The sequence below is a fragment of the Pantoea sp. genome, assembly GCF_032114055.1.
Classification (GTDB): Bacteria; Pseudomonadota; Gammaproteobacteria; order Enterobacterales; family Enterobacteriaceae; genus Pantoea.
In genome coordinates this window covers 37,362-64,227 of the sequence record NZ_DAMCTB010000010.1, presented here as the reverse complement: position 1 = coordinate 64,227, position 26,866 = coordinate 37,362, and the positions used below count along the sequence as shown (strand labels likewise).

Genomic DNA, 26,866 nt, shown 5'->3' with positions numbered 1-26,866 from the left:
CAATCGTCCTGCGCCAGATAGCAAAAACCGACGGAAAAACCGTCGGTTTTTGCATGGGCTGACGAATACGCTTACTTCAGGCCAAGCTGAGGCAGCCAGGTCTTCACCTGCGCCAGATAATCGCTGCGCGCTTTGCCGGTCAGACCTTCCATACGCGGAAGTTTGGCTGTTAACGGATTCACCGCCTGATTATTGATCCAGATTTCAAAATGCAGGTGCGGCCCGGTAGAACGTCCGGTATTGCCTGACAGACCGATTCGGTCGCCACGCTTCACCTTCTGGCCTGGCTTCACCAGCACTTTCTTCATGTGCATGTAGCGTGTCATATACTGACGGCCATGACGAATCGCGACGTAGTTACCCGCGGCGCCGCCATTTTTCGCCACAACGATCTCGCCATCGCCCACGGCCAGTACCGGCGTGCCAATAGGCAGGGCAAAGTCGACACCTTTATGTGGCGCAATACGACCAGTGACCGGATTGAGACGACGCGGATTAAAGTTCGACGACACCCGATACTGCTTCACCGTCGGGAAACGCATAAAGCCGCGCGCCAGACCGGAACCGCTGCGATCGTAGAACTTGCCATCTTCAGCCCGAAAAGCGTAGTAGTCTTTGCCACCGCTGCGCAGGCGGACACCCAGCAACTGGCTCTGCGCACTCTTGCCATCCAGCATTTCACGTGACATCAGTACGCTGAACTGGTCGCCCGCACGCAGCTTGCGGAAATCCATCTGCCACTGCAGCGCCTTGATGACGCTACTGGTTTCGGCTCCGGTCAAGCCGGCACGCTGAGCGCTGGCCGCGAAACTGCCGCGCACCTCGCCCTGCATTACGCTGTTGCGCCATTCGCCCTTCTGCATCTCCGCATGCATTGCAAAGCCGCCTTTCGGGGTGCGCTCATAAATGCGGGTTTCGCGGCGGGAGATCTCCCAGCTCAGGGTTTTCAGGCTGCCATTATCATCCAGCGTCCAGCTCAGTTGCTGCCCCACCTGCAGATTACGCAGATCGCGATCGCTCATTACCAGCGCATTGATGTCGCCAATGTCGATGCCATACTGATTCAGGGCACTGCTGAGCGTATCACCCGAGGAGACGGTATAGTCGTGGACGCCTGCGGTCTCCGGCACGTCGGTGTCGACATCATCTGCAGGCAACTCTTCGTCCGGTTCCGGTGTGCTTTGATCAATCGGCTCACTGGCTTCCGGCAGCAGCGTTCGGAGTTCGTTTTTATCCAGGTCGATGGTTTTGACAATCGGTGTCACATCATCAGTGGGATGGTAAACATAAGGCCGCCAGACAGCGACGGCCAGAGTAACAACGGTTAATGAACCCAGCATAACGCGGTGGGGGCGCGGCAAATTGTTAAATGCGAGGGCGACAGAGCGGGCTATCTGCTGCACTTTTACCTATTCCTCATGCTCCATTCAGGCAGCTCTCATACTGGCTCGACAGGTGTGAGAGGAATTTCACATAGCTGTCTTTGGCTAAGCTGATATCTGTGCCCAGCGGGTCGAGCGTGCCTTTGCGCACCTGCGTTCCGCGGGCTACAGCATCGATGACTGCTGGCCTGAATTGTGGCTCAGCAAAGACGCAGACCGCCTTTTGCTCAACCAACTGTGTTCGTATCTGGTGTAAACGCTGAGCGCCCGGTTGAATTTCAGGATTCACGGTAAAGTGCCCGGTGGGCGAAAGACCGTAGTGTTTTTCAAAGTACGTGTAAGCGTCGTGAAAAACGAAATATCCTTTATTTTTAACCGGAGCAAGTTGTGCGCTGACGCGTTTGTCCGTGTCCGCCAACGCTACCTCAAACTGCTGGAGGTTGGCGTCAAGTTTGGCTTTGTCTTGCGGCATAAGTTCCAATAATTTTCCATGGATTGCAACCGCGGTCTTGCGCGCAATCTCTGGCGACAACCACAGGTGCATATTAAACTCGCCATGATGATGATGGTGAGCTTCGGCTTCATGATCTTCAGATTTTTCCGCTGTGTGCTCATCTTCATCTTCACCACCGCTAATCAATAGTGGTTTTACGCCGTCGATATTGGCCATGGCGAGATTTTTTTGCGCCGGAAGTTCAGCCACAGATTTGGCCATAAACGCTTCCATTTCAGGCCCGACCCAGACGACTAAGTCTGCGTTTTTTAAGCGTTTTGCATCAGAGGGACGCAGGGAGTAGTCATGCTCAGACGCCCCGTCCGGCAGCAGGACTTCAACCGGGGTTACCCCGTCCGCAATGGCGGAGGCGATAAAGCCGACCGGTTTGATTGATGCTACTACAGCGGACTGTGCCGGAAGGCTTAACAGTGCGGTAACGGATAAAGCGGATAAGGCGAAAATTGCGCCCTTTTTATTATGTAACATATTGCGTCATTCCATCGTGACCATGAAGTGTAATGTGATATTATAACATTCGAAATTCTGTGCAACCTGTAAATACTATGACCTCACTTGTCACACTCGAAAATGTTTCGATAAAATTTAACCAGCGTAATGTGTTATCCGGCGTCAGCCTGGCCTTGCAGCCTGGTCGTATTCTTACCCTGCTGGGTCCCAATGGTGCCGGAAAATCCACGCTGGTCCGCGTTGTGCTGGGCCTGCTTACCCCGGGCAGCGGTGTGGTTCAGCGCCTCCCCGGCCTGCGCGTCGGTTATGTTCCTCAGAAACTGCACATTGATCCGACCCTGCCGGTGACGGTTGAACGTTTCATGCGTCTGACGCGGGGCAGCAAAAATGCGGACATCCTGCCCGCCCTGAAGCGGGTACAGGCCGGCCATCTGCTCCACTCACCGCTGCAGAAACTATCAGGTGGTGAAACCCAGCGTGTACTGCTGGCACGCGCATTACTGAATCAGCCCCAGCTGCTGGTACTGGATGAGCCGACGCAGGGCGTGGATGTGAACGGTCAGGTTGCGCTCTACGACCTGATCAATCAGCTGCGCGTTGAGCTGAACTGTGGCGTCCTGATGGTTTCTCACGATCTGCATCTGGTGATGGCGAAAACCGACGAGGTTCTGTGCCTGAACCATCACATCTGCTGTTCCGGCACGCCAGAAGCGGTTTCCCAGCATCCGGAATTCATCGCCATGTTCGGCCCGCGAGGCGCGCAGGAGCTGGCGATCTATCGGCACCACCATAATCACCGTCACGATCTTCAGGGACGTATCGTTTTACGCAAAGGACAGGGTTCATCATGATTGAGTTGTTATTACCGGGCTGGATGGGCGGCGTGATGCTGGCGCTGGCGGCCGGTCCGCTGGGTTCATTTGTGGTCTGGCGCAAGATGTCCTACTTTGGCGATACGCTGGCGCACGCCTCGCTGCTTGGGGTGGCGTTTGGCCTGCTGCTGAACGTAAATCCTTACTACGCGGTGATTCTGGTGACCGTCTGCCTGGCACTGGGGCTGGTCTGGCTGGAACGTCGTCCGCATCTGGCTATCGATACCCTGCTGGGGATCATGGCACACAGCGCCTTGTCGCTGGGTCTGGTTGTGGTCAGCCTGATGAAGAATGTCCGCGTGGATCTGATGGCGTATCTGTTTGGCGATCTGCTGGCGATAACGCCCGACGATCTCTGGATGATGGGCGGCGGCGTGATTGTGGTGCTGCTGGTTATGGCGTGGCAGTGGCGTTCCCTGTTGTCGATGACCATCAGTCCGGAACTGGCGCAGGTTGATGGCGTGAACATTCAGCGTACACGTCTGATCCTGATGCTGGTCACGGCGCTGACCATCGGCGTAGCGATGAAGTTTGTCGGCGCACTGATTATCACCTCACTGCTGATTATCCCGGCCGCAACCGCGCGCCGTTTCGTGCGTTCACCGGAAGGGATGGCGACCACCGCCGTGATCATCGGCGTGATTGCCGTCACCGGCGGGCTGACCTTCTCCGCCTTTTACGACACCCCTGCCGGCCCTTCCGTGGTGCTCTGCGCCGCCATCCTGTTCATCATCAGCATGGTGCGCAAACCGGCCATGTAACTACGCTTCGCGCGTAATGCCGAAGTGACGGTAAGCATGCTGCGTGGCCAGACGGCCACGCGGCGTGCGCTGAATGAATCCCTGCTGAATCAGGAAAGGTTCAATCACATCTTCGATGGTTTCGCGCTCTTCACCAATCGCCGCCGCGAGGTTGTCCAGCCCGACCGGCCCGCCCATAAACTTGTCGATGATCGCCAGCAGCAGCTTACGGTCCATGTAATCGAACCCTTCACTGTCCACGTTGAGCATATCCAGCGCGCTGCAGGAGACCTCCCCGCTGAGATCGCCGTTGGCCCGCACCTCGGCAAAGTCACGCACCCGGCGCAGCAGGCGGTTAGCGATACGCGGTGTACCGCGCGCACGGCGGGCGATTTCCAGCGCCCCGTCGTCACTCAGCGCCAGGCCGAGACAGGCGGCGCTACGCCCGACGATGTGCTGCAGATCCTTCACCTGATAAAACTCCAGCCGCTGGACGATGCCAAAACGGTCGCGCAGCGGCGACGTCAGCGAGCCTGCGCGGGTCGTGGCGCCAATCAGGGTAAACGGCGGCAGATCGAGCTTAATCGAGCGCGCGGCAGGCCCTTCACCAATCATGATGTCCAGCTGATAATCTTCCATCGCCGGATAGAGCACCTCTTCGACCACCGGTGAGAGGCGGTGAATTTCATCGATAAACAGCACGTCATGCGGTTCGAGGTTGGTCAGCATGGCGGCCAGATCGCCGGCCTTCTCCAGTACCGGGCCCGAGGTGGTGCGCAGATTCACGCCCATCTCGTTGGCCACGATGTTCGCCAGCGTGGTTTTTCCCAACCCTGGCGGCCCAAAGATCAGCAGATGATCGAGTGCATCGCCACGCAGCTGTGCCGCCTTGATGAAAATCTCCATCTGCTCGCGCACCTGCGGCTGACCGACATATTCGTTCAGCAGTTTCGGGCGTATTGCGCGGTCGATTAACTCTTCTTCGTTAACGCTGGCAGCAGAGACCAGACGGTCGGCTTCAATCATGACTTACCTCAAATGGCGGCGCGAAGTGCTTCACGGATCAGCGTTTCGCAATCCGCATCCGGTCGGCCGACTTTACTGATCATACGGCTCGCTTCCTGCGGTTTATAACCCAGGGATACCAGCGCTGCAACCGCTTCGGATTCGGCATCGTTCGTTTCCGGCTCCGGACCCGGCGTGGTGAGAGTAAAGGCGGAGTCGCCGCCAAACAGGTCGCCGTGCATCCCTTTGAAGCGGTCCTTCATCTCTACCACCAGGCGCTCGGCAGTCTTTTTACCGACGCCTGGCAGTTTCACCAGTGAGGCGATCTCCTCTTTCTCCACCGCCGTGACAAACTGCTGCGCCGACATACCGGAGAGGATAGCCAGCGCCAGCTTCGGCCCGACGCCATTAACTTTGATTAATTCACGAAACAGCGCGCGCTCCTGCTTGCTGTTGAAACCAAACAGCAGCTGAGCATCTTCACGCACCACGAAGTGGGTGAAGATCACCGCTTCCTGCTGAAGTTCAGGCAGCTCATAAAAACAGGTCATGGGCATGTGAATTTCATAGCCTACGCCGTGTGCCTCAAGCAGCACCAGTGGCGGCTGCTTTTCCAGAATATTGCCCCGTAAACGACCTATCACCTGAATGCTTCCTTAACTGACGAATGTGGCGGATTTTATAACATAAAAAAGGCTGGATGAATATCCAGCCTGAGAGTCTGCTCCACGCGCGTGTCGCTAACCCGAACGTAATCGTCCACGCGTCAGCACCAGCTTGCTGTCGCTCATCCGCGCCGCATTCTGCGCGACGTGGCAGTGCGTGATGGCAATCGCCAGCGCATCGGCCGCATCCGCCTGCGGATTGGCAGGCAGCTTGAGCAGGGTGCGCACCATGTGCTGCACCTGGCTTTTTTCGGCACTGCCGATGCCGACCACGGTCTGTTTAACCTGACGGGCGGCATACTCAAACACCGGCAGATCGTGATTCACCGCGGCCACAATAGCGGCCCCGCGCGCCTGGCCCAGCTTCAGCGCCGAGTCGGCATTCTTCGCCATAAACACCTGTTCAATGGCGAAGAAATCGGGCGAAAACTGCGTGATAATTTCGCAAACGCCCGCGTAGATCAGCTTCAGTCTGGCGGGCAACTCGGCGGTATTAGTGCGGATACAGCCGCTGCCCAGATAGGTGAGCTGGCGGCCGGTCTGACGGATAACGCCATAACCGGTGATGCGTGAGCCGGGATCGATACCCAGGATAATCGACATTACGCCTCTCCGGTTAACGTGATGACAGCAGACGCCATTACAGCGTTTCCGCCACCTCGTCTGAGATTTCACCGTTGTGGTAAACCTCCTGCACATCGTCGCAATCTTCCAGCATGTCGATCAGACGCAGCAGTTTTGGCGCTGTCTCGGCATCCATTTCCGCTTTGGTGGTCGGGATCATCGACACTTCGGCGGTATCGGCTTTCAGGCCTGCGGCTTCCAGCGCATCACGCACCGCGCCCATCTCTTCCCAGGCGGTGAAAACATCAATTGCGCCGTCATCATAGCTGACAACATCTTCGGCACCCGCTTCCAGCGCCGCTTCCATCACCGCATCTTCATCCTGACCCGGTGCATAGGAGATTACGCCCTTCTTGTTAAACAGATAGGCTACTGAGCCATCTGTGCCGAGGTTGCCACCGGTTTTGGTGAAGGCGTGGCGCACTTCGCCCACAGTACGGTTACGGTTGTCACTGAGGCATTCAATCATGATGGCGGAGCCGCCCGGACCATAACCTTCATAGATGATGGTTTCCATGTTGGCGTTGTCTTCGCCGCCCACACCGCGGGCGATAGCGCGATCCATGGTGTCACGCGTCATGTTGTTCGCCAGTGCCTTATCCATCGCGGCACGCAGACGCGGGTTAGAGCCCGGATCACCGCCGCCCAGCTTAGCGGCCGTCACCAGTTCACGAATAATTTTGGTGAAAATTTTGCCGCGCTTAGCGTCCTGTGCCGCCTTACGGTGTTTGGTGTTTGCCCACTTACTGTGTCCAGCCATTTCTCTTTTCTCCGATCTTTTACAGGGTGCAGACGCTCTGCGCTGCGGACTGCGCCTCCGGCCCGGCTCTTACAGGATCTGCCTGTATGCCCGATGAGGGCGTCCCTGGCGGGGCGAGCTTCGTGAATCGTGCGCTGACGACTTCACGCTGGCGGCGGACAACCTCGCGGCACCGATTACGCCTGACTGTTTAATTGTCTGGTGCAGTCCTGTTAAAACTCACCATATTGATAAAATCTACGCGACCGGCCGCCGTAAAAGCGGGCGGTGACACGCATTCAGGTAAATTCTTCAATTGCCTGGCGGTTACTCCATGATCGGGTTAATGCTGCTGCCTCCGCCGCCGCCAGCCAGCGAAACGCCAGGTGTTCGGTCAGGGAAATCTCCCGCTCCTGCGGCAGTTGCAGGCGAAACCAGTACTCGTGATTATGGGTAACATCCGGCGCGTAGCGATGGCGGAAGTGGGGGAAGATTTCAAAGTCAATCTGACGCTGACAATCCTCTATCTCCAGCCGCTCAGCCACGACGTCGATACCGACCTCTTCATTCACTTCACGACACGCGGTCGCCAGCGGCGTCTCTCCCGGTTCCAGGCTGCCGGTCACCGACTGCCAGAACGAGGGATCGTCACGCCGCTGCAGCATTAACATCCGGCCAGTATCCCGCGCCGAAATCACGACCAGCACTGAAACCGGGTGTTTGTAGCCCATTATTTATTCTCAGGCTTGTCTTTTTTCACGATCTGAATGCCCAGCTCCTGCAGAGAAGCGGGATTCGCTTCGCTTGGCGCTTCGGTCATCATGCAGGCCGCTGCCGTGGTTTTCGGGAAGGCGATAACGTCACGGATGTTGTCGGTGCCGGTCAGCAGCATGGTCAGGCGATCCAGGCCAAAAGCCAGGCCTGCATGCGGAGGCGTACCGAACTTCAGCGCATCCAGCAGGAAGCCAAACTTCTCACGCTGCTCGTTCGCTTCAATGCCCAGAATGCTGAAGACCGTCTGCTGCATTTCGCCGTTGTGGATACGCACGGAACCGCCACCCACTTCATAACCGTTGATGACCATGTCGTAGGCATTCGCCACGGCACGGGTCGGATCGGCGGCCAGCTCTGAGGCGCTCATCTCTTTCGGTGCGGTAAACGGATGGTGCATCGCCGCCAGACCGCCCTCTTCGTCCTCTTCGAACATCGGGAAATCAATAACCCACAGCGGTGTCCAGGCGTTTTCATCGGTGATGCTGAGATCGCGGCCCACTTTCAGGCGCAGCGCACCCAGGGCGTCAGCCACGACTTTGGCACGGTCGGCACCGAAGAAGATGATGTCGCCATCCTGCGCGCCGGTGCGGCTCAGAATGCCTTCGACAATCTCTGCATTCAGGAATTTGGCGACCGGGCTCTGTACGCCTTCGAGGCCGTCAGCACGGACATTGACCTTCATCCACGCGAGGCCTTTCGCGCCGTAGATCTCGACAAATTTGCCGTACTCATCAATCTGCTTGCGGCTCAGCTGCGCACCGGCAGGTACACGCAGCGCGGCTACGCGGCCTTTGGCGTCGTTCGCCGGACCGGAGAAGACCTGGAACTCCACGTTTTTCAGCAGGTCGCCTACGTCCACCAGCTCCATCGGGTTACGCAGATCCGGCTTATCGGAACCGTAGCGATGCATCGCTTCCGCAAAGGTCATCTGCGGGAACTCGCCGAGATCAACGCCCTGCACGTCCTGCCACAGGTTGCGGATTAAACGCTCCATGATTTCACGCACCTGAGGCGCGGTCATGAAGGAGGTTTCAACGTCGATCTGGGTGAATTCTGGCTGACGGTCAGCGCGCAGATCTTCATCGCGGAAACATTTAACAATCTGATAGTAGCGATCAAAACCCGACATCATCAGCAGCTGCTTAAAGAGCTGCGGTGACTGCGGGAGCGCGTAGAATTTGCCTTTGTGCACCCGGCTCGGCACCAGATAATCACGCGCGCCCTCAGGGGTCGCTTTAGTCAGCATCGGGGTTTCAATATCCAGGAAACCTTCGTCATCCATAAAACGACGGACAAAGCTGGTGATTTTTGCGCGGGTTTTCAGACGCGTCACCATTTCAGGACGACGCAGATCCAGATAGCGGTACTTCAGACGCGCTTCTTCACTGTTGGTCTGGTTTGAGTCCAGCGGCAGAGGCTCAGAGCGGTTAATAATGGTCAGCGCCTGGGCGAACACTTCCACTTCGCCAGTTGCCATGTCGCTGTTTTTATTCTTCTCGTCACGCGCACGAACAATACCGGTGATCTGGATACAGAATTCGTTACGCAGTTCAGAAGCCAGCTTAAACGCGTCCTCACGATCGGGATCAAAAAACACCTGCACGATACCTTCGCGGTCGCGCATATCGATAAAGATCAAACTGCCCAGATCGCGGCGGCGGTTTACCCAGCCGCAAAGGGTGACTTGCTGACCCACATGAGACAGATTGAGCTGTCCGCAATATTCTGTACGCATAACACTATCCTTTTAACTTCGCCGCTGCAGCTGACAGCATCCAGCCGCGTTGCCTTATGTGATGCTGTCGCAAAAATGGCGGCTATTATAATGGAAAAAGGCAGGCAGGATAAGCAGATCCACGCCAAAGCGCCGATTTCCTGTGTGCATTTGCCCCTCGGCACGACGCTGAAGGATAATGGGCTATCTTAACCTGTCGTCAGGAGCGCGCGTGACACTTCGTATTGGCCTGCCCCAGTGGCAGCATTCACACTGGAAACGCTGGGGTATCGGGAGCCTGGCGGATTATGCCCGTTATTTCCACTGTGTGGAGGGAAATACCACGCTTTATGCGCTGCCGAATGCTGAGACGGTGATGCGCTGGCGCGACATGACCCATGAGGCGTTTCGATTCTGCTTTAAATTTCCTAACACCATCAGCCATCAGGCGGCGCTGCAACACAGCGACGATCTGCTGACCGATTTCCTGCGGCTGATGGAGCCGCTGGCCGACCGCATCGGTCAGTACTGGCTGCAGCTGCCGGCCAGCTTCTCACCGGCGGAGCTGGATGCGCTCTGGCATTTCCTGGATAGCCTGCCGCGCCGCTTTCATTACGGCGTCGAGGTCCGCCATCCGGCGTTCTTTGCCAAGGGTGACGCGGAGCGGGCACTGAATCGGGGTCTGCTGGCGCGCGGCGTTAACCGCGTAATGCTCGACAGCCGTCCGGTGCACGCCTCCACCTCACAGAGTCCGGCCGCGCTGGTCGCCCGTTCCCAGAAGCCTCGCGTACCGCCGCATGCCCTGCGCACCGGAACGCAACCGATGGTGCGGTTTATCGGCAGCGACAGCGTGGAGGAGAGCGTGCCGCTGTTTCAGATCTGGCACGAGAAGCTGATGGCGTGGCAGCAGCAGGGCGACGTGATGCTGTTTCTGCATACGCCTGATATGGGGCAGGTCTTTCCGCTGGTTCAGGCTCTCTGGCCGCAGCTGCAGCAGATCGACCCCGGCATTGGCAGCGGGCCAGACTGGCCGCAACAGAGCTCACTGTTTTGATAACGTAACAGGACAGCGCCTGCTCCGCTGGCTAGACTAACCCCTTTACCAAAGGCGACAGGAGTCCCGATGATTAGCGCATTATATGTAGTACTGGGTGCAATACTGGTGATGAAATTCACGCTGGACGTGGTGCGTTATCGTCGTTTCTATCATGTGGCCTATGGCGACGGCGGCTATCACGACCTGAAGATGGCGATTCGGATTCACGGCAATGCCATCGAAACCGTTCCACTGGCGCTGCTGCTGCTGGTCATGATGGAGATGAATGGCGCCGATATCTGGATGGTGCATCTCACTGGTCTGCTCTTCTTCATCAGCCGGCTGCTGCATGCCTGGGGTCTGCGGAGCAGCGCGATGGCAGGCCGTAAATATGGCATGATGCTGACGCTGTTTTCGCTGTGCGGCATGGTGATTTTTAACCTGATCTACCTGCCGTGGGATCTGGTTCTGTCGCTGCATTAAGCCAGCCGGGGTTAAGGGGTGCAGCCTGCCCCACTTTCTGCCAGAATAGCGCCCTTTCCGTCGTCTCTTCGGATTTTCGATATGTCTGACCGCGATCAACTCTTTTCAGCGCCCATTGCAAAACTGGGCGACTGGACCTTTGACGAGCGTGTTGCTGAAGTTTTTCCTGACATGATTCAGCGCTCGGTGCCAGGCTACTCCAACATCATTTCGATGATTGGTATGCTGGCTGAACGTTTTGTCACCCCCGATAGCCAGGTTTATGACCTGGGCTGTTCACTGGGCGCGGCGACCCTGTCGGTACGCCGCAATATTCATGTGCCGGGTTGCCAGATTATTGCCGTGGATAACTCCCCGGCAATGGTCGAGCGCTGTCGTCGTCATCTGGATGCCTTTCGCGCTGACACGCCCGTCACCGTGCTGGAAGCAGATATCCGCGATGTTCCCATCGAAAATGCCTCGCTGGTGGTGCTGAACTTCACGCTCCAGTTTCTGGAACCGCCTGCCCGGCTGGCGCTACTGCAGAAGATCTGGCAGGGCCTGAAACCGGGTGGTGCGCTGGTGCTGTCAGAAAAATTCAGTTTTGAAGATGCCGACGTCGGCGAACTGCTGTTCAACATGCATCACGACTTCAAACGCGCCAACGGTTACAGCGAACTGGAGATCAGTCAGAAACGCAGCATGCTGGAAAACGTGATGCTGACGGACAGCGTTGAAACCCATAAAGCCCGCCTGAAACAGGCGGGTTTCCCGCACGCCGAACTCTGGTTCCAGTGCTTTAACTTTGGATCCCTGGTGGCATTGAAATGATCGACTTTGGCCGTTTTTATCAGCAAATCGCCGTGGGTCCGCTGGCGAAGTGGCTGGAAGTTTTACCGGCACAAATCAGCGAGTGGCAGCGTGAAAACCTGCATGGGCACTTCCGTGACTGGTACAAGTCGCTGGAATATCTGCCGCTGCTGGAGCCGCAAAAGCTCGACCTGTTGCACAGCGTGACCGCCGATCGCGATGACATCAGCGATCGTCATCGTCAGGGGATTGAAAAGTTACTGCGCAACCTGATGCCGTGGCGTAAAGGCCCCTATTTCCTCTATGGCACCCATATCAATACTGAATGGCGCTCGGACTGGAAGTGGGAACGCGTGATTCCGCATATCTCCCCGCTGGCGGGTCGGACGGTGCTGGATGTGGGCTGCGGCAGTGGCTATCACATGTGGCGGATGATTGGTGCCGGCGCGCATCTGGTGGTCGGCATCGATCCGATGCAGCTGTTTCTGGTGCAGTTCGAAGCGGTACGCAAGCTGCTGAATGACGATCGCCGGGCGCACATGCTGCCGCTGGGGATCGAGCAGTTACCCGCGCTGCAGGCCTTTGATACCGTCTTTTCGATGGGGGTGCTCTATCACCGCCGCTCCCCGCTGGATCACCTGCTGCAGCTGAAAAACCAGCTGGTGAGCGGCGGCGAACTGGTGCTGGAGACACTGGTCATTGAGGGGGATGTCAACCAGGTGCTGGTGCCGGGCGAGCGTTATGCGCAGATGCGCAACGTCTTCTTTATCCCCTCTGCCGACGCTCTGAAGAGCTGGCTGGAAAAGAGTGGGTTTGTTGATGTCCGCATCGTCGATTTCGCCCGCACCACCACAGAAGAGCAGCGCCGTACCGACTGGATGACCAGCGAGTCGCTGGCGGAATTCCTCGATCCCGACGATCCCGGCAAAACGGTTGAAGGCTACCCTGCGCCCCTGCGCGCCGTGCTGGTCGCCACCAAACCTTAAGCGCTTAGCGGCGAGACAACGCCAGTTTCGCCGCAAAGCCGATAAACACGCAGCCGGTCAGGCGATCCATCACCTTCAGGATCGACGGCTTTCTCAGATGCCGCGCAAAATAGTGGCTGCCCGCAATCAGCACCGCATTCCAGACCAGCCCCAGCACCATGTGCGCCAGCGCCATCAGGCTGCACCAGAGCGCGACAGACGCGCCTGCCGGAATAAACTGCGGCAGGAAGGTGACATAAAAGACGCCCACTTTCGGGTTCAGCAGATTTCCCGTTAATCCCCGCAAAAAGCAGGCCAGATAACCCTGCGGCCTGACCGGCACCTCATCTGCCGTCGCCACTGGCTGCTGGCGCGGGTGGAGCAGTAACCTGATCCCCAGATAGAGCAGCCAGCCTGCGCCAGTCCACTTCAGCAGGTTATAGGCAAGTTCTGAGGCCATCAGCAGTGCGCCCAGCCCGAATCCTACCGCAATCCCCCAGAGCAGACAGCCCAGCGTCACGCCAGCGGCCGTGACCCAGGCACGCTGCCAGCCCTGCGCCAGCGCGGTGCGCAGAACCAGCGCCGTATCAAAGCCCGGGGTCAGCGTCAGGATGGTTATCGCAAACAGAAAAGAAAACAGCGTGGCGGTCATCATCACATCTCCATTGCTTCTTACAGGGGTGTTCACACCGCGAAACCGTTCGGGTGGCCGGGTGCCGGGGCCTGCTCACCAGAATGACCAGAATGTGCCAGGCTGGATCAGGTTAATTCATTCCTGTCATGGAGTTGTGGTTATGAGTAAATTTATTTTTTCGTCACCCCGAAAATATGTGCAGGGCGCCGGTGTGCTGGATGAGCTGGGGACCTGGCTGGCCGAACTGGGCGATCAGGCGTTTCTGGTGGCGGACGACGTCGTCTGGAAACTGATTGGTGAACGCACGCAGCAGACGCTGCAGTCGGCTGGTATCGGCTTCAGCTGGCAGCAGTTTAACGGTGAAGCCTCCAGTAACGAAATTACCCGTCTCAGCAAACTGGCGCAGGATCAGGGCTGTAATGTGGTGGTCGGGCTGGGCGGCGGTAAAACGCTGGACACCGTGAAAGCGATAGCGGATGAGCTGAAACAGCCGGTGGCGATTGTGCCGACGATCGCCTCCACCGATGCGCCCTGTAGCGCCCTGTCGGTGATCTATTCCGACAGCGGGGTTTTCGAGAGTTATCGCTTTTACACTAAAAATCCTGACCTGGTGCTGGTGGACACGGCAGTCTGCGCCAGCGCCCCGGCTCGCCTCTTTGCGTCGGGCATTGCCGATGGTCTGGCCACCTGGGTTGAAGCGCAGGCGGTGGCGCGTTCACATGCCAAATCAATGGTCAATGGCGATCCGACCCTGGCCGGACTGGCGATTGCCCGCACCTGTGAAGAGACGCTGCTGAAGTGGGGCTACAGCGCCTATATCGCCGTGACCGAAAAGCGGGTCACGCCCGCCGTGGAAGCGGTGGTCGAGGCAAATACGCTGCTCTCCGGGCTGGGCTTTGAAAACGGCGGCCTTGCTGGGGCTCACGCGATTCACAATGGGTTTACCGCGATTGATGGCGAGATCCATCATCTGACCCACGGCGAGAAAGTGGCCTATGGCACGCTGACGCAGATGGTGCTGGAGCAGCGTCCGGATGAAGAGATTGCCCGCTATATTCGCTTCTATCGCGCGATCAACATGCCGACGACGCTCAAAGAGATGCATCTGGAGAATGAAAGCTGGGAGAATCTGGTGAAGATCGGATCCCTGGCAAACAGCGACGGCGATACGCTGAAAAACCTCAATCCTCATCTTGCGCCAGAGGATATCGCCAATGCGCTGCTGGCGCTGGATGCCTTCAGCCGCACGGTGAAATAACCCTTAGCAGGCGATCGGCGGGTCGCCTGTTACTCGTCCGCCGCAGGCTTCGAATCCCAGTACTCATATTTATAAGCGGAACTGAGATGGCGTTCCAGGGTACCGCGCGTGAAGACTTCTGTCTCATGCTGGTAGCTCAGGGTGCAGTTGCCAACCTCATCCCAGGACTGACACTCATCAACTGAGCGGATGGTGCTGAGCGGCGTGCTCTCCAGGGTATCGAGACGCTTTTCACGCCATTGCGCATCATAACTGTAGCGGTCGCTGCCGCGGGCAGAAGTGGTATGCGTCACCAGCCCTTGGGCATTCCAGTGATAGTAAAACTCACCGTTGCTTAGCGGATCGCTGCCGCGGGCCACGCTCTTTTCAAGCCGAAGCTGGCGATCATAGCGATAGGTGGTGTCGGTAAAGCCGCGCCTGCCCATGGTAGTAAAGCGATCAGAGGCGCTGGTGATATTGCCGTGCTCGCCCTTCTGCCAGTTGATCGTTCCCTGCCGGTTTTCGACTACCTCCTCTTTTCCCGCCTTCAGCACCTTAACCAGCCAGGCATACTCGGCGACCCAGCCGCCCTGAACGCGGGTGATGTGCTGCTCCATACTAAGAGTCACGTTGCGTTCACTTTTATCATAGCTGACGTCGGCTACTGTCAGTTCGCCGCAGGCATCAAACTGCCCCAGCACCCGCTTTTGTGAATTCACATCTTTGCCAAATTCCCCGGCCACCACCTGCTTCACCGCACCTCTGGCATTACCGCCCAGCAGAATCAGCTGATTGCTGTTCGCTACGGCAGCCACGCTGCATCCACCGGCCGCCGCATGGCTGCTGCAGGAGAGTGTCAGCGTCAGGATCAGAAGAGCCATCAGATTCCGTTTCATAGGGTAAGCTCCGGGCGATGATGCTTTGAGTGTAACCGCTGCGGCGTCGGGTCGCCGTTAAACCTGCAGACTTTTGTCCGCCGCGCCCGGTAACAGACAATCCGAAGCCTGATCGTTCCGGCTTTCAGGGCAGCCGGGGCGGAACGGAAATAAATGGGATGATCATCGCTCTGACACAGGCGCGCGGGCGCGTGAATAGCCATCACAGCAGACGCTGAACAAAAAGAACCCCAGCAAGCGTACTGGGGTTTGGTACTTGCAAACATCACGTCAATAATCGGCGTGCTGCGCGGCAAAATCTGTTGTGGTTCAGGCAACCCGAACGGAGCTCATCTGCATCACGCTTTTCATTGCCTCCACTACGTCGCCATCGACACAATAGCGGCTGAACTCATCAGTTTCGGCTTCTGAACACATGGAGACGCCCGCTTTGCGGTAGCGCATCGGCGACGCCATCAGGCGACTGGCCGAGCTGTGGACTTCGTTGATGCCCATATCAAGAAACTTTTGCAGGTTGCTGAGGCGCACGCCCGCACCGGCCATAATAATAGGACCCGTGCTGCTCTGATTTAGTTCCCTGAGCAGTGCAATTCCGTTTTCCGCACTCTGCTGCTGACCGGATGTGAGAATACGCGTCACCCCTAAATCCGTGAGTGTCTCCAGCGCGCGCCTCGGACTGTGACAGAGGTCAAACGCCCGGTGGAAGGTCACGGCCAGGCCATCACACAGCGCCATAATCTGCCGCATCTGCCCCAGATTAACGTGAGCATCCTCATCCAGCATCCCGATAACCAGACCGGGAAAGCCGAGTTCACGAACAAGCGCCACGTCCGATTTCATCGTCTCGAATTCGCGAGCGGTATAGCAGAAATCGCCGCCACGGGGCCGGATAATGGGATGAACCGGAATCGAAATATCCCGTCGGGCAGTCTGCAATGTCCCCATCGACGGGGTCAGTCCTCCTTCACGCGGCGCGGCGCAGAGTTCAACCCGATCGGCCCCCGCCTGTTGTGCGATCACGGCGCAATCCACGCCATAGCAGCAAATTTCCAGTGTGGTCATTCTCTTCTCCTTTACATGACTCTGGTTCAGGGCAGATTCATCAGTTAGTCTGGCTGCTGGAATGAGTTTACCGGGAAAGTTAACTATGGCATTCAATTTCGACCAACGGATAGACCGTCGTCACAGCGATAGCCTTAAATGGAACAAATATGCGGACCAGGACATTCTGCCGCTGTGGGTGGCCGATACCGATTTCCGATCGCCTGAGTGTGTGATTGAGGCAATTAAAACCCGCGCCGCACATGGGATTTTTGGCTATGGCGATACGCCGGTCGCCTTTATCGACAGCGCGGTGTCGTGGCTCGCCTCGCGCTATCAGTGGCACGTTAATCCTGAATGGATTGTGGTGCTGCCGGGTGTGGTCAGCGCGCTGAATCTGGCCGTGCGGGCGTTTACCGCCCCCGATGAGCTGACCGTGGCGCCCACGCCCATCTATCCGCCGTTTCGCGGTGCTGCCAGACTGGCCGAACGGGGTCAGATCAACCTGCCTCTGACGCTGCAACAGGGACGCTGGGTGCTTGATTTGGACAGCGCAGAAGCGGCGCTGACCAGAGAGGCGCGACTGTTGATGCTCTGCAACCCGCAGAATCCGGGCGGGACCGTTTATCGCCGCGAAGAGCTCGAAGCCCAGCTGAAATTTGCGCAGAAGCATGATTTGATTGTCTGCTCTGACGAGATCCACAGCGATCTGCTGCTGGAGCCGGGAGCTCAGCACATTCCTTTTGCTTCACTGAGTGAAGAGGCGGCACAGCGCAGCGTCACGCTGATGTCACCCTCAAAGACCTTTAATATCGCCGGTCTGGGTGCCTCTGTTGCCATCATCCCCAACGCAGAACTGCGTGCCCGCTTTAACCGACTGCGTCGCGGCATTGTGCCGGAGGTGGATATCCTTGCCCTGACCGCCGCTACTGCCGCCTGGCGTGAGGGGGAGCCCTGGCTGAAAGCCCAGAATGCCTATCTGCGCAGCAACCGTGACTGGCTGGTGTCGCAGGTCAATAAGATGAACGGCCTGAGCGTCGCCTCACCGGAGGCGACCTATCTCGGCTGGATTGACGCCAGCGCGCTGAACGTTGCCAGTCCTGCGCTCTATTTTGAAAAATATGGACTTGGCCTGACGGCCGGACGCGAGTTTGGTAACGATCAGTTTGTCCGTCTCAATTTTGGCTGCACCCGGGCACTGCTGGATGAGGCCGTTGCGCGCCTGAAGCGCGCACTGGCCGCCCGCACTTAGGGCTGTTCGCTGGCGACAATCTCTTCCAGTCGCCACGGATGAAACTTGATGGTCGTCTGCCCATCCGTCACCGCCAGGGTCGGATTGGGCAGGCGCTCATTCTCGCCCTGCGGTGAGCTGGTTTTAAAAGAGATACCCGGCTGCGTCAGCGCATCGTCTGACAGTAACGCCATGGCACGCACACCCAGCATCTGATGATCGCCGCGCAGCACCACCTCAATATGCTCCCAGCCCTCATGGCGATACCGTTTTTCACCGGGCCACGGCAGCTCAACCACATCGATCTCCCGTTCGGCCACCCGCAGTGGATCATGCAGCTTAAACAGGCAAATCTGCCGTCCGTTGATTGTGGCTGCCGAAAATTGATGGCCAATCCGCTGCAGGCCTTGCTGCCAGCGCATCGCGGTGGTTTCCTGGTGACAACGCACAGCAATATGGTCAATTTCAAGATCGTTAAGGCGCAGACCGAGTCGCTGCGCAAAATTCAGCAACGATTCTTCAAAACGTTCTAAATCTGTCTTTAAATCATCCAATTCTGGCGGAAAAGATCTTTTCACTACCCCGATTCCTCATAATTTGTTTAGCATTTATAATCTGTCTGGTTTATTGTGCGCCGCCTGCTGAGCAACGTAAAATGATAAGATTCATCTTATTTGCCCGGAAATTTAACGCAAAACCTTATAATAACAGCTTTCATTTCGGATTTATCTTCTGTTTAGGGCCATGAGTTGCTTGATGAAAGTGGTATAAGATAATGATTTATATAGCTTTCTTTGATACAATAAGATAACTCTTATTTGAAGCTGAAACAATTGCAGCCCTTAGCGCCTTCCTATAAATTTGACCTAACACAACCAAAAGGAATGGCTCTATGTCTATGCTCATCGTTGTCGCTGTCCTTATCGCACTGATGGGATTTGCAATTTCCCGCCATTGGAAGGTGCGAGAAGATAAAAGCGTAAAGAACCCTCGCCGTCACTTACGACGCCGTTAACGCCTCCGGGAAACATCTTATTTAGCTCTGTTTCCCCACTTCATCCAACTACTGACGCCCACTGACATTTCACGTATACTTTTCCCCTCATTTTTTTCCGTTTTGTCTGCCGTATCCGTTTCACTGTTCCAGTGACGCGCTCGGTTCAGGCAAGATGATGACAGCCCGGCTTCGCAGGCAGGGCGTTGTAAAGCACATGAAGGTAACGCGGTGAATATTCAGGCACTTCTTTCCGAAAAAGTCAGTCAGGCAATGGTTTTAGCCGGCGCACCCGCCGATTGTGAACCGCAGGTTCGTCAGTCCGCACGGGTTCAGTTTGGAGATTATCAGGCTAACGGCATTATGGCCGTAGCGAAAAAGCTGGGACAGGCTCCACGACAGTTAGCGGAAGCGGTGATTCAGCACCTCGATCTGACCGGTATCGCCAGTAAAGTTGAAATCGCCGGCCCGGGCTTCATCAATATCTTCCTTGACCACGCCTGGCTCGCAAAACAGGTCCGCGAAGCGCTGACCCTGCCACGTCTGGGCGTGCAGCTGGCTGAACCACAGACCATCGTGGTTGACTACTCTGCGCCTAACGTGGCGAAAGAGATGCACGTTGGCCACGTCCGCTCCACCATCATCGGTGATGCGGCGGTGCGCACGCTGGAGTTTCTGGGTCACAATGTGATCCGTGCCAACCACGTCGGTGACTGGGGCACGCAGTTCGGTATGCTGATTGCGTTCCTGGAAAAGCAGCAGAATGAGGATCACGCTGAGCTGGCGCTCGCCGATCTCGAAAGCTTCTACCGTGAAGCTAAACGCACCTATGACGAAGATCCTGAATTCGCCGAGCGCGCACGCGGTTACGTTGTGAAACTGCAGGGCGGCGATGAATATTGCCGTCAGATGTGGAAGAAGCTGGTCGACATCACCATGCGTCAGAACCAGAAAATCTACGATCGCATGAACGTCACCCTGACGCGCAACGATGTGATGGGTGAAAGCCTCTACAACGATATGCTGCCCGGCATCGTCGCCGATCTGAAGCAGAAAGGCCTGGCGGTGGAGAGTGAAGGCGCTACCGTAGTGTTCCTGGATGAATTCCAGAACAAAGAAGGTGAACCGATGGGCGTCATCATTCAGAAAAAGGATGGCGGCTACCTTTACACCACCACGGATATCGCCTGTGCGAAATACCGTTACGAAACCCTGAAAGCCGACCGTGTACTCTACTACATCGACTCCCGTCAGCATCAGCATCTGGTGCAGGCCTGGACGATCGTCCGTAAAGCGGGCTACGTGCCGGAATCGGTGCCGCTGGAGCACCACGCGTTTGGCATGATGCTGGGCAAAGATGGTCGTCCGTTTAAGACCCGTAGCGGCGGCACCATCAAGCTCGCCGATCTGCTGGATGAAGCCTGGCAGCGCGCTTACACGCTGGTGCGTGAGAAGAACCCGGAGATGAGCGAAGAGGAAGTCAAAGCCCTGGCAGAAGTGGTCGGGATCAGTGCGGTGAAATATGCCGATCTCTCCAAAAGCCGCACGACGGACTACATCTTCGACTGGGACAATATGCTGGCCTTTGAAGGCAACACGGCGCCTTACATGCAGTACGCCTACACCCGCGTCCTCTCCGTATTCCGCAAGGCAGGCATTGATGCCGATTCGCTGGATGCAGAGATCGTGATTGGTGAAGAGCGTGAAGCGCAGCTTGCTACGCGTCTGCTCCAGTTTGAAGAGATCATCATGCAGGTGGCGCGCGACGGAACGCCACACGTGATGTGTGCCTACCTCTACGATCTGGCCGGACTGTTCTCAGGCTTCTATGAGCACTGCCCGATCCTCAGCGCCGAATCGGACGCCATCCGTCTGAGCCGACTGCAGCTGGCCGCGCTGACCGCAAAAACGCTGAAGCAGGGTCTGGATACGCTGGGCATCGACACCGTCGAGCGTATGTAATCGCTGAAACGGAGAGGACTGCCCTCTCCGTTTTTGATCCTGTCTCCTTTCTGCACTTCCACTATTCAGCCGCAGGATGACCTGATGTCTGTCGCCATGCATCTTATCAGCAGTCACCTTCCTGCGATTAAGCAACTGCAGTGCTTTCTGGCGGTCGCGCACGAACTTAATTTTCGCCGTGCCGCAGAACGGCTCAATATGACGCAGCCGCCGCTGACCCGACAGATTCAGAGTCTGGAAGCGCTGCTGGGGCAGACGCTGTTCGATCGCAATACGCATGATGTGACGCTGACCCGCGCGGGGCAGGCGCTGGTGGCAAAAGCTGAAGCCATCCTGAGCGCGCTGATCGAGCTGAAACAGGCTGCACAGCCCGCGGTTTCCCGCGTACGTATCGGCCTGACCCGGACGCTGAACATTGAACGGATAGCACCACTCAGTCAGCAGCTCGCAGCACTTCATGCCCGCGATGAGATCGAGATGCCCACCCAGACCTCTGTCCAGCTGCTGCAGAGTCTGGCCCGGAACAGTCTGGATCTGGTAATTACCGGCGAGAAAGGAGCTGAAACCCGTGACCTGCGGTACGTGTGGCTCTGCCGTGAGCCGCTGCTGGCAGCGATACCCGCCACGCACGCAGCCAGCCAGCAGACGCAGGTTTCACTGGCTATGCTGGCTGACCTGCCCCTGTTCTGGTTTTCACGCAGCGCCAATCCGCCGTTTTATGACAAATGTGAGCGCTACTTTTCCACGCTGAACCTGACGCTGAAACGAATAAGAGAGCCGGATGACTCGCTACTGATGTTGTCGCACATCGCCCGCGGCAGAGGATTTGCCCTGCTGCCGCAGTCAACCTGTACCTTTAATCAGGCGGGGCTCTGTTACCGTCCGCTCACCGCCGGGGCCGCTGACTCACTGGCGATTGATCTCTACGCTGTCATTCGTGCCGATGAAAAGAATACGGCTGTCCTCACGGCCCTTCAGCACCTCTCTCCCTGATCCTCCCCGCCGCCTGGTGTCGTGGGGAAAGCCGCCCGTTACCCTATTTATCCCACTCTGTATCTGGTGATACCTTTTTGGTATAACGCAAAGAGCAATTCATTGCGCTTGTCTGGAATGAAACAATCGCTTCTCACTTACGAGGAGAAACAATGAAAAAGCGCACGTTAGGTCAGGATCTGGCTGTCAGCGCCATCGGCTATGGCGCGATGGGGCTCAGCGAATTTTATGGTCAGACCGATGACCGTCAGTCATTGCAACTGCTGAACCAGCTGCACGACCAGGGTATCACCTTTATCGACAGCGCCGATCTCTATGGCCGTGGTCACAATGAGCAGCTGATCGGGCAGTTTCTGGCGGGCCTGAGCCCGGCTGAGCGGCTGAACTTCAGCATCGCCACCAAATGCGGTATCGAACGTCAGGCAGAGGAGGCGTATGCCCGCACCATCAATAATCAGCCCGACTATATTATTCGCTGCTGCGAGGCTTCCCTGAAACGGCTGGGTGTCGAACGTATCGATCTTTTCTATCTGCATCGCATCAGCCCGGCGACACCGATTGAGGAGAGCATGCAGTGCCTCAGCCGTCTGGTGCAGGAGGGGAAAATTGCCCGTATCGGACTGTGCGAAGCGTCGGCCCCGACGCTTGCGCGGGCGCATAGCGTCCATCCACTGGCGGCTCTGCAGACAGAATATTCGCTCTGGACGCGTGATATCGAAGCGGAGATCCTGCCGATGGTGAGGCAACTCGGCATCGGCCTGGTGCCCTACTCGCCGCTGGGCCGGGGTTTTCTGACCGGTAAATACCGCCAAAACAGCGATTTTGCCGAGGGTGATTTCCGTAAAAATAATGACCGTTTCCGTCAGGAGAATCTCGATCACAATCTGCGACTGCTGAAGGTGATGACGCCGCTGGCGGAAAAATATCACGCAACCACCGGACAGATCGCGCTCGCCTGGCTGCTGGCGCAGTATGAAAAGATTGTGCCCATCCCGGGCACAAAACAGCTGGCCTATCTTACCGAGAACGCGAAAGCCGCCGATCTGATGCTGGACGCGGACGATATCCGGTTGCTGAACACGCTTCATCAGCAGGTGGAGATTAAAGGCGGTCGCTACTCAGAAGAAGGAATGAAAGGCGTCAACGCCTGAGGGAAAACTGCGCACAGATTGGTGGCGATTGAGGATCGTGTGACAGGAAGAGCAGATTCAGTGGGAAAACGCGCAGTGAGGGGAAATGAACGGCAGGCGGTTAACAGCGTTGAGAAGTCACCCGGAACAGAACCGATCGCAGAATGCAGAACGTTATCAGGATGACGAGCCGGCATTAAGCGGGCGCTGCCACTGCAGCGTCACGCCTTCCAGCTTACAGCGGCAACAAAATCGCGGAAGCCATAGCCATGCCGGCTCCCGCCCGGCCGCTACTCGTAATTCACCATCACTTCGCTGCTGACCACCCGTAATCCGGGTGGCAGCGCCCCGCTGCCTGCAAAGCCAAACACCATGTGCAGGGTTTCACGGGCGTTCAGATGAGCCAGACCGCGCGTGACGCCGCTGGCCCCCTCCAGTGTCGCGCAGCGTTGCTCACCGCACAGCCGCACTTCCAGCCCGGCGGGGGCCGGTCTGCTTAGCTGGTAACGCCAGCTGATGACGCTGACTTCACCCGCAATATCCGCAGGCGGGATCAGCGGCTGCGACCGCTGCCAGCTGCCGCGATTCGCCAGCGGCGGGCCGTTGGCGCTGGCGTTCCAGGCCCCACCGCCCGCCTGCGCCAGCAGGGGCAGCAACATCAGACACATTATCAGCCCGCGCATTATTTGCCTCCGATTGTTGCCGTCATGCGGATCTGGCGGTTGTCGCTCAGCTCCAGGTTAGAGAGCACCACCAGCTGGGGCAGATTGCGGCGCAGGAAGCGCGCCAGCAGCGCACGCAGCGGATGATTGACCAGCAGGACCGGCGGCGCACCCAGCATCTCCTGACGCTGCAGGGCCGCCTGAGCCTGACTCAACAGCCGATCGGCCAGGCCCGGCTCCAGTCCACCGCCGCCCTGCAACGCCTGAAGCAGCAGACGTTCCAGCGTGGAATCCAGACCGATAACCTGTACCTCGTCATTGCCCGGGAACCACTGCTGCGTAATCGCCCGTCCCAGTGCCACACGTACCACGCTGGTCAGCTCCTGGGGATCGCTCTGCACTGGCGCATGCTCTGCCAGCGTCTCAATAATGGTACGCATATCGCGAATCGACACCCGCTCTACCAGCAGATTCTGTAATACCTTGTGCAGCGTGGTCAGTGTAATCACGCCTGGCACCAGATCTTCCGTCAGCTTCGGCATCTCCTGTGTCACCCGATCCAGCAGCTGCTGCGCTTCCTGACGGCCAAACAGCTCGCTGGCGTACTGCCCAATCAGATGATTAAGGTGCGTTGCCACGACGGTACTCGCCTCAACCACGGTAAAGCCCTGAATCTGCGCCTGCTCTTTCAGCGCGCTGTCTATCCAGACCGCCGCCAGTCCAAAGGCGGGATCGACTGTCGCTTCGCCCGGCAGCGAACCCGCTGCCGTACCTGGGTTAATCGCCATCCAGCGGCCCGGATAGGCATCACCACTCCCAATCTCCACGCCTTTCATCAGGATGCGATAGCGTGCGGGTGGCAGCTCCATGTTGTCGCGGATATGCACCACCGGCGGCAGGAAACCGACATCCTGCGCCACTTTCTTACGGATGCTGCGAATACGGCCCAGCAGTTCGCCGTTTTGCTGATGATCGACCATCGGAATCAGGCGATAACCCACTTCCATGCCCAGCGTATCCTCCAGCTGCACATCGGTCCAGGAGGCTTCCGTCGTGGCGGGCGTTTCCGGCATTTTGGTGATGCCGCCTGCCACTTCCGGTTTCTTCTTCGGCTGCATTTCGCGGCCACGCAGCCACCAGGCCAGCCCCAGCAGGGCGGCGGTAAACAGCAGGAAGACCAGGTTGGGCATGCCAGGCACCAGGCCCAGCAGGCCGATGACGCCGGCGCTGAGCATCAGGACCCGCGGATCTTTAAACAGCTGGGTAACCATCTGCTCACCGACATCCTGATCGGTGGCGACGCGCGTCACGATGACACCGGCTGCGGTAGAGATAACCAGCGCCGGGATCTGTGCCACCAGGCCATCACCGATGGTCAGCAGCGTATAGGTCTCGGCCGCATGCCCCGCATCCATCCCGTGCTGAACCACGCCCACCAGCAGGCCGCCGATGACGTTGATCACCATGATCATGATCCCGGCGATAGCATCACCGCGCACGAACTTACTGGCACCATCCATCGAACCGTAGAAGTCCGCTTCCTGGGTGACTTCGGAACGGCGGCGCTTGGCCTCATCCTCACCGATCAGGCCGGCGTTGAGGTCGGCGTCGATCGCCATCTGTTTCCCGGGCATCCCGTCCAGTACAAAGCGCGCGCCCACTTCGGCGATACGACCAGCACCCTTGGTAATGACCATGAAGTTGATGATGATCAGGATGATAAACACCACAATACCGATGGCGAAGTTTCCGCCCACCAGGAAGTGGCCAAACGCTTCAACCACCTGACCCGCCGCCGCCGCACCGGTATGCCCTTCCATCAGGATGATACGAGTGGAGGCCACGTTCAGCGCCAGGCGCAGCAGGGTTGAGAACAGCAGAATGGTCGGGAACGCCGCAAACTCCAGGGTTCGCTGGGTGAACATCGCCACCAGCAGGACCATAATCGACAACGCAATATTGAAGGTGAACAGCAGATCGAGGATGAACGGCGGCAATGGCAGAACCATCATCGACAGAATCATCATGATCAGCACCGGTCCGGCCATCACCTGCCACTGCATCTCTTTCAGGTTGCCCGGTAAACGTAGTTTAGCGGCCAGGTTATTAGCCATCGTTTTTGCTCTCTCCTGCAAAGTCCATCTCTGCCGGCACCGGCAGATTTTTTGGTTTGGCTGGGATCAGGCCGCCTTCGCGCTTCCAGCGACGCGACTGCCAGACCCAGGCCAGCACTTCGGCCACGGCCGCATAGAGCGCGCCGGGAATGTGCTGACCAATCTCAGTGTGACGGTACAGCGCACGCGCCAGCGGCGGTGCTTCCAGAACCGGAATGCGGTGTTCGGCACCCAGTTCACGAATTCTCAGGGCGATTTCGCCCGCGCCTTTGGCGATAACCTTCGGCGCACTCATCTTCTTCTCGTTGTACTGCAGGGCCACCGAGTAGTGCGTCGGGTTCGTCACAATGACGTCGGCCTTCGGCACGTCGGCCATCATGCGACGTCGGGCGGCGGCGCGCATCTGCTGGCGGATACGCCCTTTCACATGCGGGTCACCCTCCTGCTGTTTATGCTCGTCGCGGATCTCCTGCATGGACATCTTCAGCTTCTTGACGTGGCTGTAGAGCTGCCAGAAGACGTCATAGCCCACCATCGGAATTAGCCCCAGCATGACCAGCGAACAGCAGACCGCAATCATCTCCATGCCATGAATCAGGGCCGTGACCGGCGATTCACTGATCAGCCGCAGCATCTCAGGCCAGTGGCTCCAGATGTACCACCAACCCACCGCACCCACTAAGATCGTTTTCAGGATGCCTTTAAAGAGTTCGGTCCAGGCCTGCGCGGCGAACATCCGCTTGAAACCTGCCATCGGACTGAGTTTCTTCAGGTCGAATTTGATTGATTTACCGCTGAACACAATGCCGCCGAGCAGCATAGGCGCAGCGATGGCAACCAGCACCAGGCCGCCCATCAACGGCAGCAGCGCCATCAGCGCCTGGGTGATGAGGTTGCCGATGTGGCCGACGATAATTTTGTCATCCCTGACCATGCCGTGATCGAAGCGCAGGCCGGTTGACACCATCGCCGCCAGTCGGTGCGCCATCATGCTGCCACCAATCCACAGGATCATGATGCCAGCCAGCAGCATCAGCAAAGATGTCAGTTCGCGCGAACGCGGAATCTGGCCCTCTTCACGCGCTTTCTCAAGTCGGTGAGCCGTGGGCGATTCTGTTTTGTCCTCGTCGCTTTCTTCAGCCACGACAAACCTCGGTTGGCAGGAATTCTGAGCATAGGATGCCAAATCTGGCTTCAGTTAAAGCGGAGATAAGATGGGA

The 26,866-nt window shown here is 57.6% G+C and carries 26 protein-coding genes; 11 read left to right on the top strand and 15 right to left on the bottom strand.

The genetic code is table 11. The annotated features are described in order from the left end of the window. Nucleotides 1–71: 71 nt before the first annotated feature. Nucleotides 72–1,403 (bottom strand): murein DD-endopeptidase MepM, encoded by a 1,332-nt coding sequence (mepM, locus tag RT657_RS15905; RefSeq protein ID WP_313655610.1) that lies wholly within the window; start codon nt 1,401–1,403, stop codon nt 72–74. Between the two features lie 13 nt (nt 1,404–1,416). Beyond that, nucleotides 1,417–2,364: a zinc ABC transporter substrate-binding protein ZnuA gene (gene znuA / locus RT657_RS15900; protein WP_313655609.1), complete on the bottom strand. Its 948-nt coding sequence runs from the start codon at nt 2,362–2,364 to the stop codon at nt 1,417–1,419. A 77-nt stretch (nt 2,365–2,441) separates the two neighbouring features. Between znuA and znuC the strand changes: the two genes are divergently transcribed. Next, nucleotides 2,442–3,197 carry a zinc ABC transporter ATP-binding protein ZnuC gene (gene znuC, locus RT657_RS15895; RefSeq protein ID WP_313655608.1) on the top strand — a complete coding sequence of 252 codons (756 nt, stop codon included), beginning with the start codon at nt 2,442–2,444 and terminating at the stop codon, nt 3,195–3,197. Beyond that, complete coding sequence (znuB, locus tag RT657_RS15890) at nt 3,194–3,979, top strand: zinc ABC transporter permease subunit ZnuB (RefSeq protein ID WP_313655607.1); 786 nt, start codon at nt 3,194–3,196, stop codon at nt 3,977–3,979. The genes znuC and znuB overlap by 4 nt, the downstream gene beginning before the upstream one ends. Here znuB and ruvB read toward each other — a convergent pair whose 3' ends face one another. The 6 genes from ruvB to aspS all read right to left on the bottom strand — a co-directional run bounded on the left by ruvB (nt 3,980) and on the right by aspS (nt 9,500). Beyond that, nucleotides 3,980–4,984 carry a Holliday junction branch migration DNA helicase RuvB gene (ruvB, locus tag RT657_RS15885; protein WP_313655606.1) on the bottom strand — a complete coding sequence of 335 codons (1,005 nt, stop codon included), beginning with the start codon at nt 4,982–4,984 and terminating at the stop codon, nt 3,980–3,982. Between the two features lie 8 nt (nt 4,985–4,992). After that, complete coding sequence (gene ruvA / locus RT657_RS15880; protein ID WP_128083859.1) at nt 4,993–5,607, bottom strand: Holliday junction branch migration protein RuvA; 615 nt, start codon at nt 5,605–5,607, stop codon at nt 4,993–4,995. Nucleotides 5,608–5,703: 96 nt separating this feature from the next. Beyond that, nucleotides 5,704–6,231 (bottom strand): crossover junction endodeoxyribonuclease RuvC, encoded by a 528-nt coding sequence (gene ruvC, locus RT657_RS15875; RefSeq protein ID WP_111139784.1) that lies wholly within the window; start codon nt 6,229–6,231, stop codon nt 5,704–5,706. A 37-nt stretch (nt 6,232–6,268) separates the two neighbouring features. Then, entirely contained in the window at nt 6,269–7,012 is a 744-nt protein-coding gene (locus RT657_RS15870; RefSeq protein ID WP_313655603.1) for a YebC/PmpR family DNA-binding transcriptional regulator, read from the bottom strand. A gap of 278 nt (nt 7,013–7,290) precedes the next feature. Continuing rightward, on the bottom strand, nt 7,291–7,722 hold the full coding sequence (gene nudB, locus RT657_RS15865; protein WP_313655602.1) for a dihydroneopterin triphosphate diphosphatase: 432 nt from the start codon (nt 7,720–7,722) through the stop codon (nt 7,291–7,293). Beyond that, nucleotides 7,722–9,500: an aspartate--tRNA ligase gene (aspS, locus tag RT657_RS15860; RefSeq protein WP_313655600.1), complete on the bottom strand. Its 1,779-nt coding sequence runs from the start codon at nt 9,498–9,500 to the stop codon at nt 7,722–7,724. Before aspS ends, nudB begins: the two co-directional genes overlap by 1 nt. A gap of 211 nt (nt 9,501–9,711) precedes the next feature. On the opposite strand from aspS, the gene RT657_RS15855 reads away from it, so the two are divergent. The 4 genes from RT657_RS15855 (at nt 9,712) to cmoB (ending at nt 12,773) form a co-directional block, all read left to right on the top strand. Continuing rightward, complete coding sequence (locus RT657_RS15855) at nt 9,712–10,533, top strand: DUF72 domain-containing protein (RefSeq protein ID WP_313655599.1); 822 nt, start codon at nt 9,712–9,714, stop codon at nt 10,531–10,533. 69 nt (nt 10,534–10,602) lie between these two features. Continuing rightward, the gene (locus RT657_RS15850; protein WP_128083855.1) at nt 10,603–10,998 is read left to right on the top strand and encodes an MAPEG family protein; all 396 of its coding nucleotides are present in this window, start codon (nt 10,603–10,605) and stop codon (nt 10,996–10,998) included. 81 nt (nt 10,999–11,079) lie between these two features. After that, entirely contained in the window at nt 11,080–11,808 is a 729-nt protein-coding gene (cmoA, locus tag RT657_RS15845; RefSeq protein ID WP_313655597.1) for a carboxy-S-adenosyl-L-methionine synthase CmoA, read from the top strand. Then, complete coding sequence (gene cmoB, locus RT657_RS15840; protein WP_313655595.1) at nt 11,805–12,773, top strand: tRNA 5-methoxyuridine(34)/uridine 5-oxyacetic acid(34) synthase CmoB; 969 nt, start codon at nt 11,805–11,807, stop codon at nt 12,771–12,773. The genes cmoA and cmoB overlap by 4 nt, the downstream gene beginning before the upstream one ends. Before the next feature lie 4 nt (nt 12,774–12,777). Here the strand turns inward: cmoB and RT657_RS15835 are convergent, their stop codons facing one another. Then, on the bottom strand, nt 12,778–13,404 hold the full coding sequence (locus tag RT657_RS15835) for a LysE family translocator (RefSeq protein ID WP_313655712.1): 627 nt from the start codon (nt 13,402–13,404) through the stop codon (nt 12,778–12,780). Between the two features lie 142 nt (nt 13,405–13,546). On the opposite strand from RT657_RS15835, the gene RT657_RS15830 reads away from it, so the two are divergent. Beyond that, nucleotides 13,547–14,644, top strand: coding sequence for a glycerol dehydrogenase (locus RT657_RS15830; RefSeq protein WP_313655593.1), 1,098 nt, complete (start codon nt 13,547–13,549; stop codon nt 14,642–14,644). A 29-nt stretch (nt 14,645–14,673) separates the two neighbouring features. Here RT657_RS15830 and RT657_RS15825 read toward each other — a convergent pair whose 3' ends face one another. Both RT657_RS15825 and cutC read right to left on the bottom strand, forming a co-directional pair. Then, nucleotides 14,674–15,519 (bottom strand): hypothetical protein, encoded by an 846-nt coding sequence (locus RT657_RS15825; protein WP_313655592.1) that lies wholly within the window; start codon nt 15,517–15,519, stop codon nt 14,674–14,676. Nucleotides 15,520–15,828: 309 nt separating this feature from the next. After that, the gene (gene cutC / locus RT657_RS15820) at nt 15,829–16,581 is read right to left on the bottom strand and encodes a copper homeostasis protein CutC (RefSeq protein WP_313655591.1); all 753 of its coding nucleotides are present in this window, start codon (nt 16,579–16,581) and stop codon (nt 15,829–15,831) included. An 85-nt stretch (nt 16,582–16,666) separates the two neighbouring features. Here cutC and RT657_RS15815 point away from each other — a divergent pair, with 85 nt between their 5' ends. After that, a complete protein-coding gene (locus RT657_RS15815) occupies nt 16,667–17,812 on the top strand; it encodes a PatB family C-S lyase (RefSeq protein ID WP_313655590.1) in 1,146 nt (381 codons plus the stop codon). Here RT657_RS15815 and RT657_RS15810 read toward each other — a convergent pair. Next, a complete protein-coding gene (locus RT657_RS15810) occupies nt 17,809–18,369 on the bottom strand; it encodes a VOC family protein (RefSeq protein ID WP_313655588.1) in 561 nt (186 codons plus the stop codon). The genes RT657_RS15815 and RT657_RS15810 overlap by 4 nt on opposite strands. 647 nt (nt 18,370–19,016) lie before the next feature. On the opposite strand from RT657_RS15810, the gene argS reads away from it, so the two are divergent. The 3 genes from argS to RT657_RS15795 all read left to right on the top strand — a co-directional run bounded on the left by argS (nt 19,017) and on the right by RT657_RS15795 (nt 22,891). Beyond that, nucleotides 19,017–20,747 carry an arginine--tRNA ligase gene (gene argS / locus RT657_RS15805; RefSeq protein WP_313655587.1) on the top strand — a complete coding sequence of 577 codons (1,731 nt, stop codon included), beginning with the start codon at nt 19,017–19,019 and terminating at the stop codon, nt 20,745–20,747. Between the two features lie 84 nt (nt 20,748–20,831). Continuing rightward, nucleotides 20,832–21,740: a LysR family transcriptional regulator gene (locus RT657_RS15800; protein WP_313655586.1), complete on the top strand. Its 909-nt coding sequence runs from the start codon at nt 20,832–20,834 to the stop codon at nt 21,738–21,740. A 152-nt stretch (nt 21,741–21,892) separates the two neighbouring features. Further along, the gene (locus RT657_RS15795; protein ID WP_313655585.1) at nt 21,893–22,891 is read left to right on the top strand and encodes an aldo/keto reductase; all 999 of its coding nucleotides are present in this window, start codon (nt 21,893–21,895) and stop codon (nt 22,889–22,891) included. A 269-nt stretch (nt 22,892–23,160) separates the two neighbouring features. Here the strand turns inward: RT657_RS15795 and RT657_RS15790 are convergent, their stop codons facing one another. From RT657_RS15790 to flhB, 3 genes are read right to left on the bottom strand one after another with little or no spacing between them, the layout of a single operon-like run. Continuing rightward, complete coding sequence (locus RT657_RS15790) at nt 23,161–23,553, bottom strand: flagellar protein FlhE (RefSeq protein ID WP_313655584.1); 393 nt, start codon at nt 23,551–23,553, stop codon at nt 23,161–23,163. Next, nucleotides 23,553–25,646 (bottom strand): flagellar biosynthesis protein FlhA, encoded by a 2,094-nt coding sequence (gene flhA, locus RT657_RS15785; RefSeq protein WP_313655583.1) that lies wholly within the window; start codon nt 25,644–25,646, stop codon nt 23,553–23,555. The genes RT657_RS15790 and flhA overlap by 1 nt, the downstream gene beginning before the upstream one ends. Then, entirely contained in the window at nt 25,639–26,790 is a 1,152-nt protein-coding gene (gene flhB / locus RT657_RS15780; RefSeq protein ID WP_313655582.1) for a flagellar biosynthesis protein FlhB, read from the bottom strand. Before flhB ends, flhA begins: the two co-directional genes overlap by 8 nt. Nucleotides 26,791–26,866: the final 76 nt, after the last annotated feature.